Genomic DNA, 12842 nt, shown 5'->3' on the forward strand with positions numbered 1-12842 from the left:
ACAGAATGATAAGTATGGGTAGGTTTATAAAAAGTTTTGGCTACGCATTTTCCGGATTGGGCTATAGTTTTAAGAGCCAATTCAATTTTAAAATACATGTTTTTGCCTTGGTTGTAGTAAGTATCGCAGGCTGGTGGTTTAAGCTGTCGGTCAGCGAATGGCTTTGGATCATTGCAGCGAGTGGATTGGTATTGATGGCAGAATTGTTCAATACGGCTATAGAAGTATTGGTTGATCTGGTTTCTCCTGAAATTCACCCCAAAGCTAAGATCATTAAAGATGCTGCTGCTGCTGCTGTACTTATGATAGCTATTGCCGCTGTAATTATTGGTTTGATCATCTTTGTTCCCAAAATATTTAACTGTGCTACATAAAACCAGAGGCATAGTTTTAAAAACTACATTGTATAGCGAAAGCAGTGTAATTGTGCAGATTTTTACGGAAAAATTTGGTATTCAGTCTTATATGATCAATGGTGTAAAGAAGCCGAGAGCCAAAATAAGTATGAATATGTTGCAGCCACTGCACCTGGTAGATATGGTGGTTTATCATAAAGTGAACACGAGTATACAACGTGTTTCTGAACTTAGGCCATCTCCAGTTTTTCGCAGTATTCCTTACGACATTATTAAGAGTACCATTGTTCTTTTTTTAAATGAAGTTTTATACAAAAGCATCAGGCAGCAAACCACCGATGAGTATTTGTTTGATTTTATATTTAGTGCAGTGAGCTGGTTCGACGAAGCGGAAGAGATGAACGTAAATTTTCACCTTGCTTTTTTGTTGAAGCTGTCCCGTTTTTTAGGATTTGCACCAAGTACAGAAACTAAAAGTGACCAAAGTTATTTTGATTTGCAGGAGGGCGAATTCAGATCCTCTATTCCTGTGCATCCTAATTTTCTCCATAAATCTGAAGCTTCGTTATTCATTTCTTTATTTTCTTTGCCTTTTGAAAAAATAAATGAAATAAATATTGAGAATCAGACCCGGCGATTGATTTTGGATAAAATACTGGTTTACTATACATTACATACAGCCTCTTTTGGGGATATTCGATCTCATCAAGTATTAGAAGATGTCCTTTCATAAAAAAAACACATCTTTTTTTGCAAAAATGATTTTAGGGTGTATATTTGCAATCCCAAATCGAGGGGATCCTTGATCGAATGTTACAGCTTAACTCGGCTGGTTTTTATAACAAAAGAGTAGAACCAAGGGGAGATTAGCTCAGCTGGTTCAGAGCACCTGCCTTACAAGCAGGGGGTCACTGGTTCGAACCCAGTATCTCCCACCAAAAACAGCAACTCAGCTGTTTTAAAACAAAAAGAGTAGAACCAAGGGGAGATTAGCTCAGCTGGTTCAGAGCACCTGCCTTACAAGCAGGGGGTCACTGGTTCGAACCCAGTATCTCCCACAAAGCCGGATTAATATCCGGCTTTTTTGTTTTCATGGTAGAAAAAAATATCCTTCATCCCCGAAATAAACACCGCTCCAGGTACGATTTTCCTGAATTGATTAAAAGCTTGCCTGGCTTAGCTCCATTTGTTGCTGTAAATGTTTATGGAGATCAATCGATAGATTTTGCTGACCCTGTTGCCGTAAAAATGTTAAATAAAGCTTTGTTGAAGCATTTTTATGGGATTGATCATTGGGATATACCGGCAAACTATTTATGTCCACCAATACCAGGCAGGGCCGATTATATTCATTATATAGCTGACTTGCTTGCGCAAAACAACGGTGGTGTTGTTCCAAAAGGAAAAATGGTGAAAGGGCTGGATATAGGTGTGGGTGCTAATTGTATTTACCCAATTATAGGGCATCAGGAGTACGGATGGAGTTTTGTTGGGTCGGATATTGATTCTCTAGCTATTAAAGCGGCAAAAACCATTGTAGCGGCTAATAAGCCTTTGTCAGATGCGATAACCTTAAAACATCAACTACATAAAGCTCATATTTTTAAAGGGATTGTTAAACCGGGTGAGTTATTCGATTTTACGATTTGCAATCCACCTTTTCATGCTTCAGCTGCAGAAGCCGCTGCGGGCTCAAAGAAGAAAACCCGTAATCTTGGTAAAGGTAAGGCAAGTCACGGAGTGTTGAATTTTGGCGGACAAAATACTGAGCTTTGGTGTGAAGGTGGAGAGGTGTCTTTTATCAGGAATATGATCAATGAAAGCGCGGATATAGCCGATCAATGTTTGTGGTTTTCTAGTCTGGTTTCAAAAAGCGGTAATTTGCCATTTATTTATAAGGCATTGCAAAGCGCAGGAGTGGTAGAAGTTAAAACGGTTGAAATGGCACAAGGACAGAAGATCAGCCGTTTTGTAGCCTGGACCTATCTGAATGCCGCTGAGAAAGAAAAATGGCGCCACTAGAAAATACTTACGCTTGCCTTTTTGTTTTTAAAAGTGCCGATCAGTTCTCCGGTAACAAAATGCTTAAAATTAAGCGTGTCACTTTCCTTAAAGCGTTTTTTTACCATGCAGTATAAATGCAGGCATTTTATCCAGTTTAAGGCAGTGGCTTTATCTTTCCAGATTTCCGGATAAAGAAAAACCTCATTCCCTTCAATCTTTACTAAATTCTTTTGCTCCAGTTCATTTACATTGGCAATGATCTTTGCGGTTTGTGCGGCAAGGTTTGCATTGTTCTGTATTTTCTTTTTGGCGTAGATCATTTTTTTAATTTGACAATACAAAGTAACGCAGCTCAAAGTTCAAATCCAATATGATTAGCTGTAGAACTGACATTTGATTTACAAACATTATTGATTAATGATGCGTTGTAATTATATGTTTAAAGAAGGTTAGGCCTTTTTAAAGACTGACCATTATCATAAAATATGTCATATGAAAAGTTTAGAGAATAAAGTTGCTGTTGTTACCGGAGCTGGTTCTGGTATTGGTAAAGCTGTTGCCTTTATCTTTGCTGCTAAAGGTGCAAAAGTTGTTGTTTCGGATATTAATGAGGAGCATGGAAACGCTGTGGTAGTGGAGATCAAACAAAAAGGTGGTGAGGCGGTATTTATAAAAGCGGATACTTCCAAAGCAATTGATAATGATAGTTTGGTAAAGAAGGCTGTAGCCCATTATGGAGCTTTACACATTAGTGTAAACAATGCCGGAATTGGGGGAGAAGCAGCGCCTACAGGTGAATATCCTGTTGAAAGCTGGGATAAAGTAATTGGAATTAATCTGAGTGGTGTATTTTATGGTTTGCGTTATCAGATCCCTGCCATTTTGAAAAGCGGAGGTGGTAGCATTATTAATATGGCGTCTATTTTGGGACAGGTTGGTACAAAATTCTCTCCTGCTTATGTGGCAGCTAAACACGGTGTAGTGGGCTTAACTAAATCTGCTGCACTTGAATATGCCGATCAGAAAATCCGCATTAATTCTGTCGGTCCGGGCTATATTAAAACGCCTTTGCTAGAGGAACACCTTAGCCCAGAACAGATGGAGGGATTGGTGAAATTACATCCAATAGGGCGTTTAGGCGAAGCGCAGGAAATTGCAGAGCTCGTATTGTGGTTAGCCTCTGATAAGGCTTCTTTTGTTACAGGAGCTTATTATGTTGCTGATGGTGGGTATCTTGCCCAATAATAGAAAATATTTATTCCAGTAATAAAGGTTCATCATCGTCATCTGTAAGGCTTAGCTGGATGCTATCTGTACCGGCTATGCCTTCAATAGATCCCCTGATGTGTGTTGCATTGAGCATCACTTTTTCCAGTTGTTTTTCTCTGGCCTTCCACAATTTCTCCATTGCATCGCGTTCCCGCTGTATGGATAGTTTCATGCTCATAAACCCTTCCCTAATGGCTTTCCACTGCTCGGAAAATTCATTGCTGGTTAGATAATCATAAAGCATATACATTTTATCGCCGCGGTTTTCCTGAGATTTCGTTGCGCTGAATAGTTTAACGATACCATCTCTAAGGATATAAGAAACAGCTTTCACTTCTTCAAATGAACAAATCCATACCCCGTCCTTTTCCCCAAAAGAGTCCATTCCTTTTGGATAGGCCTGAGTTACAATTACAGCCACATCAACCCCCATACTGCGCATGTCTTTTTTCAGCTTCTCAATCCATTCCATAGAGAAATCCTTGGTACGCTTGCTCTCGTAAATGATTTTACCGCAATCCTGGCCAAATTGGTTTCTGATGTGATGAACGCAGTCAGCTCCACGCACCCCCTTTCCAACTTCGCTAACCAGGTCAAAAGGAAAGGCATTCCGCAATAGCTCTTCCAGAATCAGTTCTTGCACTTCACCCTGAAGTTGCATAGATCCCTGTTCTGCCTTACGCTTCATTTCTTCTGCGAGTTTCTTCTGATCGTCAAGTTGTTTTTCTAGCTCTTTTACCCTTAGCTGATGTTCCGTGTCTTTTAAATTTGTTTTTTCAGCTTCCTGTTTACGGATTTGCTCCGTCATCTCCGCACGTTGTTCTTGTAACTTACGTTGGATTTCGAGCTCCAATTCTGCTTCCTTGTCCTTCATAGCCTGTTCTTTTTTCATAAAGTCCAGTTCTTTAGATCGCGCCAATTTCAGTTTCTCTTCATTTTCTTTATTGGCATTATCGAGCATTTGCAACTTATTCTCAAAGTCAGAAGAGATGCTTTTACGTAAGTTTTCTTCCAATACACCCTGTAACTGCTTTTTCTCTTCTTCAAGTTTTAGTTCAAAAGCTTTGGCCTGCTCCTTTTTTTGAAGTTCAAAAGTCTGCTCTTGCAGCTTTTGCTGTTGCGCAAATTCAGTAAGCTTTTTATTGTATTCCTCATCCTTTTGCTTGGTAAAAGAAACCATCTTCTCACGAAGATCTTTTTTATACTCCTCGGCCATTACTTCTTCAATTGGAAAAGTGTGGGCACAATTAGGGCATTTTATTTCTGTAGACATATTTTGGGGTATTGGAGTTTAATGGAGCAGTACAAATCTACTACTATCTCTTTACAAACAAGCTTTCTGCAAATTTCATGGACACACTTCTTGGTTCTTCCTCTTCAATTTGGATATTTAGTGAGCCATCAAAGTCTATCACTTCTAATACTTTGATTTTGGTGCCGATGGTGATGCTTAGTTTTTCAAGATATTGAAGAAATGGGGTAGAGGTATCCTTAACAGCAACAACCTTGCATACCTCGCCAATTGTTACTGCTGATAATAAAGTTTTGTCGATGGAAGGAATCTCGCCATTGGCTTTCGGAATTGGGTCTCCATGTGGATCAAACTCCGGGAAATCAAGAAATTCTTCCAACCTGTTGACCAGTTTTTCAGATTGAATATGCTCCAGTTGTTCCGCTACCTCATGTACCTCATCCCAGCTAAAATCTAGTTTTTTGTATAAGAAGGTTTCCCAAAGTCTATGTTTTCTCAATATAGCAGTTGCTTTCTTTCTACCTAGCTCGGAGAGTGAAATTTTACCATATTTCTGGTAAATAACCAGCTCTTTTTCTTTCAGCTTTTTAAGCATATCAGTAGCTGTAGCAGGTTTTACACCTAAATAGGCTGCCATTTCGTTGGTGCCGACTTCCGGTTTTTCTTCGTTTTGAAAGCTGAGCATTAATAACGCTTTTAAATAGTTTTCTTCTGTATAAGATAGCATCCTGCAAACTTAGATAAATAGTTTTTAATATGTTTCTGGAAATCAATTAACTTTATGGCATGATTTACCGTACAACGTATCAGGCAGCAAAAATTATCGCTCCGAAAGTGGAAGCGATTTTTGCACAACACCTTGCTGCTGCTACCGAGAGCGGTGAAGAAGATCTTGCACCACTGCCTACTGCAAATGTTGTTGAGGCAATTATTGATGCTACTTTTTGGGCAAGTTTACGCAAAGAGGAGGGGCACTCTCCAAAAATATCTCTTGCCTTTTTGCCACCCGAACAAGCCGGTAATCCCTTGCTTTTTAAGCATCGGTTACCTTTAAATCCTGGTACACTTACCAAAATTGCTCCTGGAGTAGAACGTGCAGGTATCCACCTGGGGATTTGGATAGAGGAAGGTGAATTATATGTATGGGGAACTACGGTGAGTATCCCTAATTTTTGTTTCGTACTGGATGTTTCTGAGCCGGCATTATTGGTGATTAAACACCGTAGAATTTACGGCTTCGGAAAGTTTACAAATATTGCAGTACTTAAGGGCGATCAGGTAAAAATGGTAGATGGGAATCATACCAATGTACCCGATTGTCCGCCAATGCTCATGTCACTTCTTGATCTTACCGTACCATCTTATTGGAATGACTCTGTTAATGTATTGATACAGCTGGCAGTCTCAATGAGAGCACATGGCAGAGGAGGAACCCTGTTGGTTGTCCCAACTGAAACAAGAAACTGGCTCCAATCTATTATAAAGCCGATCCAATATGGTATACAGCCATCATTTACGGGCTTATCTAAATTATTGCAACAAGACAGGAAAGAAGCCAGTCAGATTTTTTGGCAAACAGCATTAAAACGAGAAGTTGAACATCTCGCCGGATTAACGGCAGTGGATGGTGCAACCATTATCAGCAATGAATATGAATTGCTGGCTTTTGGAGCCAAAATAGGTCGGGCCAAGGGAAAAGAGAATATTGATGAGCTGTCGTTTTCAGAGCCAATTTATGGAGGTTCGGCCGTTGTAATGCATCCTGCAAAAGTAGGAGGCACCAGGCATCTTTCGGCTGCCCAGTTTGTTCATGACCAGAGAGATGCTACTGCGCTTGTGGCTTCGCAAGATGGACATTTTACCATTTATACCTGGTCTTCAGAACAACGCCGGGTTCAGGCACATCGGATAGATACGCTACTACTTTAAAATAAGCTTTAAGAGAAAATAATTGCACCGATTATGACGCTTAGGAACAGTATGATCATAACAATACGATCTATATTAATCCATTCTTTTCTGGTTAAAGGCCTTTCTGCTTTTTCTTCTTTTTGCCTGGCAAAAGTGTGAAGAATTGAACTCAATTTGATTAACATAGGTAATGTAATTTGTAGATGTCTCTATAAATAGGCAAACTGTGCGCCATGATTGTTAGAAAATGTGGAATTGTTAATAACTTTCATTTTTTCTTCTTTTCTGTTAATTTTCTCTTTTAATCCTCAAATTGTAAATAAATTATTGTATTGATAATCAGATTGATAAAGTTTTATTTGTTCTTTTTATAGTACTATGTATTGCATATTACTATATAAAACATATAACTTTGTATTATGATAGCAGAAAATACGCAAACGCAAATGCGAAAGGGCATACTTGAATACTGTGTGCTGCTTATTATATCGAGAGGCGAGATCTATGCTTCAGATATTATCGCGGAATTAAAACAGGCAAAATTGCTTGTGGTAGAGGGGACGCTCTACCCATTGCTTACCCGTTTAAAGAACAACGGTTTGTTGAGCTATAATTGGGTAGAATCAACTTCAGGACCACCACGTAAGTATTATGTACTTACTGAAGATGGGAAAACTATTTTAAAACAACTTGATACTACATGGGAAGAATTGGCTTATGCCATTACTACTTCCAGAAAAGTAGCAGATCAGGAATCTAAAAGACCAACTAATCAAACCGAATTATGAAGAAGACTCACAACATAAATATCGGCAACTCAATCATTCACATTGAAGAGGATGCTTACGAAATGCTCACCGTTTATTTAAATGAGGTGAAACAGCATTTTTCAAAAAATGCAGATGACTTTGAAATTGTAACAGACATTGAGAACCGGATTGCAGAAATGTTTGCAGAAAAGCTTTCTGCCCAACAAAAACAAGTAATCAATATGGAAGATGTTCAATCTGTTATGCAACAGATGGGCTCTGTAAGGGATTTTGAAACGTTGGAAGGATCTGGAGAAGAAAACATATCGGTCCCTGAATATGATCCGATTAAAAAATTATACAGAGATACAGACCAAGCTATGGTGGCAGGTGTTTGTGCAGGTTTGGGGCATTATCTGGACATTGATGCTAAATGGGTAAGATTATTCACGCTCCTTACCATTTTTCTGTTCGGATCTGGAGTGTTGATTTATATCATCTTCTGGATTATGGTACCCAAAGCAAAAACCAGATTTGAAAAAATGGCTATGTATGGTGAGGAACCTACCCTGCGCGGATTTGCCAATAGTCATTTCCATCCACTTGTAAAGCATTCTCGTGGATTTTTAGCTGAGTTTTTTGAGGTGATTGGAAACTTTCTTCAAGGTGCCGGTAAAATAATCCTTAAAACTATAGCCGGTGGGATTGCACTTTTTGGCTCGCTGTTGTTACTGGCATTCATTGTTGCCATAGCAGCTTTATTTGGTTTTTGGGATGGTAATATCTTTACTTATTTCCCTTTAAGCATGGTAGACCGGGGTTCCATTCCTGCAATCGTAATCGCCTTTTTTGTTGTCTTCGGTATTCCTGTTTTTGCCCTTGTTCTGTTTTCTGTAAGAGTTGCTTTTAATGGTAAAGCGATTTCTAAGGCATTCTCTTTTGGAATGTTAATTGTTTGGCTTGTCGGAGTGTTTTTTAGCATTTTTTATATCGCAAAAATATCGTCTGAATTCAAAGAAACAGCTGAGTTTACTCAGGTAAGTAACTTTAAAGCTTATCCAGCCTATACCCTCGAAATCAACAGATCCAGGTTTTTTACCAAAGAAGATAGTCTTAATTTTCAAATCGATCCTAAGAATTACAGGGGGAAGAAAATCTTAAATAAGACGAGAGGGGCTTTTGACATGCCTGCAAATATTAGACTAAGAATAGAGAAGAGTGATAATAAGACCGTATCCTTGAGCCAAAATTATAGGTCAGATGGGAAAACTTTCGAAATTGCATTAAAGAACGCTCAGAATATACATTACGATTTTCTGCAGCAGGATTCACTACTTACTTTTAGTCCACGGTTACAATTTCTTCAAAATGCTAATTGGCGAAATCAGCGGGTAGAACTGGTGCTTAAAGTACCGGTAGGGACTCAATTGAAGATCCAAAGAGAGTTTGAATGGTCCATCGCCAGTCACAATTACTGGCGATGTGACGAAAAAGCTTCTGGTGATAAAATGACCAAATGGATCATGACAGAAGATGGATTGGAATGTGTAAAAACACTCAAAAAGGACAACGAGGAAGAATAAGTCTATTTCACTGTATAGCGGTAGACAAAGCGGCCAATGTTTCCGTTCTTGTCTACCCCTTCAATGACAGCTTTGTAAGTGCCCTTCCCATCCGCATTATAGTATTCTAATGATAATCCACCAGCAGCAGTTGTGATTACGTTAGGATTCCAATAAATAGTACTGCGTAAATCGTTAAAGTTATAAGTTGCCGCAGCATTAACATATTTAGGTGAGTAGAATTCACGTTGCTTACTAAAGCCTTTAGGTCTAATCTTAAGCACACTTGGATCCGGAATTAATTTTTTAAACTCTTCCATGCTCATTTTGGTACCTTTAGGTGCTTTTTTGGTATTAATTACCAATACTCCATTGGTATTGTACATTCTGTTTACAGTACCCAACTCATCTTTGGTAAATACCTCTACGTTTTCTACATCAGCTGATTGTACACTGGCAAGCCCAAAATAATCTATTGGCATACCATTTAGAAAAATTTGTACTGGTACGCGGCTACCTTGCTGGTAATCTCGGTTTACATAGAAGTTGTTCTCGTAAAAAATAAGTCCGGTAGCCATAGTTTGGAGACACATGGTTAGCATATTACAATCCTTAAAGCGATCGCCTTCTATTAATGTACCCGAAATGGAGCTTAAACCTGCAAGAGCCGGATAATCAGCGTGACTTGGTCTTTTCGCTTTAGCACCCTCAATTTTTACTTCCTTAAGCTGACGTAAATAGCTGTACTGTCTTTTACTGTTGTTTAGATATGCAGATAAAGTACTGTCGATATTGGTTACCTCTTGGGCAGGATAAGGGTTTTTGGTGATCTGTGGAGAAGGCTGTCCATCCAATAAAACCATCAGGTTATTCCCATTAGGATTATATTTTGCACTGATAACCACTTCTGATGAATCAGGAAAATTAAGGTTTTGAAAAGCGAAAATTCCGGATGGGCTGGTGATGGTTTCAACCCCAATTCTTGTGCCGGGAACAGTTAAGCGTAAATTACCCTTTCTTACAGGCATACCTGTACGGTCTCTTAAAGTTCCGGTTAGTACCATACTCTGTTCAGGTATAAAGCTAACCGGAGGAAATTTACCTTCAATAATCTCTTTATAAGCATATCTGCGAAAGCCCTGTGTAAGTAGCAAAACATCTAAGTCCGCTAGTTTTTTAGCGTTGGTTTTATTAAAATAATAATTAGGCTTTTCTACATAACCCTTTAAGTCCGAAGTAAGTAATAATGAGCTTAAGATTGTAATTTCCGAATTTTCATCTACCGGCACCTTTTGTTCATCAGTTACTGCGATGGAGAAATTCCCATCTGCAAATTGAGTAGCATTCTTAGCGGTTACTGCCAGTTTAACTTTTTGGCGTGGCTTGTAGGTTGGGAGATCAGTTTTTAATGAAAGCTTTATCCCATTTGGCTGATAGTTAAAAGCAAGCCTTTCACTTATAGGTTCGCCCGTTTCAGAGAATAGTGTGATTTGAACAATGCCTTCCGGAAATTTGTCTTTAGGAATTTTTGCTGCGGTTACCTGATTAATTAATTTTGTTTTAGCAGCATAATAGACCATTGTTCCATTCGTGGCTACTATAAATAAGTTTTTATTTTTATTGGCCTCAAAATAAGGACCATTAGCCACTATTTTTAAGTTGAATGTTAGTGAATCAGTATTGTTAACCTGGGCAACTATTCCGGATTCAAGTGTTTTTGGCAGGTCAAAACTTTTAGTGGTACCATCATTAAAAGTGACATTGGCTTTATAAGCCTTTCCCGTTTCAGCATTCATATAAAAGGACCCCATACCCAGGTGAGTAGAGCTAAAATCAATTAGTTTAGTGCCATTGTTGTCAACTATCGAGCCTTTCAAGTCAATACCTGCGCCATTCCCATTAATGGCTTTGAAGCCAATACGAGATGCAATTCCGGCAACTAGTTCACCCCCTTCCGGAAAAAACTGAACATCATAAGCCGCGGCAGTAGTCGGTTTAAGTTTAAAAGAAGAAGTGACGATATCCTTATCCGTCATGTTAATATCTGTAATCAATTCCCCCTCTTTAATTTTGTCGCTTTTTCGTGGGTCTATTTTTATCCTTAAAAAACCATTTAGATCAGTAGTTCCCTTGCCCTTAGCTACCACGTCGTAATTTGATAAAACTCTCCAGTTTACTGTTTTATTAGCTTGAATCACATTGTCGCGGTTTTTAAACTGTATGACAGCATCAATAACCTGGGTTTTATCAGTTTCTGTAGTTTTGTAACTAAGTAGTGTGTTGACTTGCTTTTCAATAGCCTCTCCAATAGGAATCGTTTTACTAAAGAAATAATCCTCACTAAAGTTTAGCATCCATACCGTATAAGCTTTAACATAGTAATTGCCTTGTTGATAAGTGCCGGGAGTGAGTGGAATGTTTCCACTAGCTACGCCACCAACTACAGGAAGTTTTATCGTTTGTACCAGTGAGTCTTTGTTGTTGATGACATCAACGTATACTATTTTACTTAACAAAGAGGGAAGATTTTGTTCCATTGTTAAATAAGCTTTAAACCACATGGTATCTGCAACGCTATAATATGGCTTGTCGAAATGCAGGTATACCTTTTCTATTGGCCGTTCGTCATTTAACTTTTTAGTTTTCTTTAAAATGTTATCTAAAACGATACTGTCCTGCTGTGCAAAGGCTGAAAACTGCACCGCAGTTGAAAGTAATATTAGGGCAATCGCAAATTTTATAAATCTCATCAATATGGTTGTATGCTAATTAATATTGCTAATATATTCATTTATGAACTGAATAGGTTAACAACCACACATGTTTAACATTTTTTGACAGTTGGGAGGTGAAGTAAAAAAGAAGCCGCCTCATAAACTGGTTATGAGACGGCCTCTTCTTTGAAAAATTTTTTACTTAAACTCGATTATGAAGTTTTCCAAAGGAGTCCTGACTTTTTTCATGTTTACCAACCAGTCACCGGCTTCATCTCTATAGCCAAGTGGTAATATGGTGGTACTACGTAAACCAAGTTGCTTTAAACCGAGTAATTCGTCTAATTTCTCAGGTTCAAATCCTTCCATTGGTGTAGCATCAACTTTTAAAATCGCAGCTTCTGCAAGCGCTACACCAAAAGCGATGTAAGCTTGCTTAGCAGCATGGTGAAAATTCTCTTCAGTCGTTCTGTTGGTGTATATTCCAATTAGATTGTTTACATAATCTGCGGTTGCAGAATCAGGCACACCCCTCTCATTATTAGTATAGGCAAAGACAGATCTGATGCGTTCTTCAGTATAGTTGTCCCATGCAGCAAAGATCAATACATGTGATGAATCTGTAATTTGCTGTTGGCCATAAGCTACAGCTTTAATTTTTTCCTTTAATTCAGGGTTGGTTACCACAATGATTTTAAATGGCTGCAATCCAGATGATGTAGGGGCAAGACGTGCTGCAGCAAGAATCTGGTCAACTTTGTCTTGAGAAACTTTCTCACCATTCATTTTTTTTGTGGCATAACGCCAGTTTAATGCTTCTATTAAGCTCATATTCTAATAGTTAAATCAAATTTTATCAGGGTGCTGCTTTTTTTTTACCTTAAAAAAATAACAGTGTTAGCAAATGTACTGATGTTATAAATTCTGTAAAAAAAATCAAGAGGTTTTGACTTTTAAATGAAGAATGTCTTTTTATTATGCATGCATAGTTATATATTAGCTAAAACTTACATTCATCAAGGATT

General features: G+C 38.4%; 12 protein-coding genes and 2 tRNA genes. 9 read left to right on the top strand and 5 right to left on the bottom strand.

Translation table 11 applies throughout. The annotated features are described in order from the left end of the window. The first annotated feature begins 14 nt into the window (after positions 1–14). From P0Y49_01090 to rlmF, 5 genes are all read left to right on the top strand, one after another. Positions 15–374 carry a diacylglycerol kinase family protein gene (locus tag P0Y49_01090; GenBank protein WEK19751.1) on the top strand — a complete coding sequence of 120 codons (360 nt, stop codon included), beginning with the start codon at positions 15–17 and terminating at the stop codon, positions 372–374. Then, entirely contained in the window at positions 364–1089 is a 726-nt protein-coding gene (gene recO / locus P0Y49_01095; GenBank protein WEK19752.1) for a DNA repair protein RecO, read from the top strand. The genes P0Y49_01090 and recO overlap by 11 nt, the downstream gene beginning before the upstream one ends. Positions 1090–1216: 127 nt before the next feature. Further along, positions 1217–1294 (top strand) — tRNA-Val (locus tag P0Y49_01100). A 45-nt stretch (positions 1295–1339) separates the two neighbouring features. Then, positions 1340–1414, top strand: a tRNA-Val gene (locus P0Y49_01105). A gap of 34 nt (positions 1415–1448) precedes the next feature. Further along, positions 1449–2378: a 23S rRNA (adenine(1618)-N(6))-methyltransferase RlmF gene (gene rlmF / locus P0Y49_01110; protein WEK19753.1), complete on the top strand. Its 930-nt coding sequence runs from the start codon at positions 1449–1451 to the stop codon at positions 2376–2378. Here rlmF and P0Y49_01115 read toward each other — a convergent pair. Further along, a complete protein-coding gene (locus P0Y49_01115; protein WEK19754.1) occupies positions 2375–2680 on the bottom strand; it encodes a hypothetical protein in 306 nt (101 codons plus the stop codon). The genes rlmF and P0Y49_01115 overlap by 4 nt on opposite strands. 172 nt (positions 2681–2852) lie before the next feature. On the opposite strand from P0Y49_01115, the gene P0Y49_01120 reads away from it, so the two are divergent. Next, the gene (locus P0Y49_01120) at positions 2853–3605 is read left to right on the top strand and encodes a glucose 1-dehydrogenase (protein ID WEK19755.1); all 753 of its coding nucleotides are present in this window, start codon (positions 2853–2855) and stop codon (positions 3603–3605) included. A 10-nt stretch (positions 3606–3615) separates the two neighbouring features. Here P0Y49_01120 and P0Y49_01125 read toward each other — a convergent pair whose 3' ends face one another. Beyond that, a complete protein-coding gene (locus P0Y49_01125) occupies positions 3616–4902 on the bottom strand; it encodes a DUF2130 domain-containing protein (protein ID WEK19756.1) in 1287 nt (428 codons plus the stop codon). Between the two features lie 43 nt (positions 4903–4945). Further along, the gene (locus P0Y49_01130; GenBank protein WEK19757.1) at positions 4946–5608 is read right to left on the bottom strand and encodes a metal-dependent transcriptional regulator; all 663 of its coding nucleotides are present in this window, start codon (positions 5606–5608) and stop codon (positions 4946–4948) included. A gap of 59 nt (positions 5609–5667) precedes the next feature. Between P0Y49_01130 and P0Y49_01135 the strand changes: the two genes are divergently transcribed. The 3 genes from P0Y49_01135 to P0Y49_01145 all read left to right on the top strand — a co-directional run bounded on the left by P0Y49_01135 (position 5668) and on the right by P0Y49_01145 (position 9124). After that, positions 5668–6810 carry a hypothetical protein gene (locus P0Y49_01135; protein ID WEK19758.1) on the top strand — a complete coding sequence of 381 codons (1143 nt, stop codon included), beginning with the start codon at positions 5668–5670 and terminating at the stop codon, positions 6808–6810. A gap of 401 nt (positions 6811–7211) precedes the next feature. After that, positions 7212–7580: a PadR family transcriptional regulator gene (locus tag P0Y49_01140; GenBank protein WEK19759.1), complete on the top strand. Its 369-nt coding sequence runs from the start codon at positions 7212–7214 to the stop codon at positions 7578–7580. After that, entirely contained in the window at positions 7577–9124 is a 1548-nt protein-coding gene (locus P0Y49_01145) for a PspC domain-containing protein (protein ID WEK19760.1), read from the top strand. The genes P0Y49_01140 and P0Y49_01145 overlap by 4 nt, the downstream gene beginning before the upstream one ends. A gap of 2 nt (positions 9125–9126) precedes the next feature. Here the strand turns inward: P0Y49_01145 and P0Y49_01150 are convergent, their stop codons facing one another. Both P0Y49_01150 and P0Y49_01155 read right to left on the bottom strand, forming a co-directional pair. Next, entirely contained in the window at positions 9127–11853 is a 2727-nt protein-coding gene (locus P0Y49_01150) for a carboxypeptidase-like regulatory domain-containing protein (GenBank protein WEK19761.1), read from the bottom strand. Between the two features lie 162 nt (positions 11854–12015). Continuing rightward, on the bottom strand, positions 12016–12648 hold the full coding sequence (locus P0Y49_01155) for an NAD(P)H-dependent oxidoreductase (protein WEK19762.1): 633 nt from the start codon (positions 12646–12648) through the stop codon (positions 12016–12018). Positions 12649–12842: the final 194 nt, after the last annotated feature.

This window comes from Candidatus Pedobacter colombiensis, assembly GCA_029202485.1.
Taxonomy (GTDB): Bacteria; Bacteroidota; Bacteroidia; order Sphingobacteriales; family Sphingobacteriaceae; genus Pedobacter; species Pedobacter colombiensis.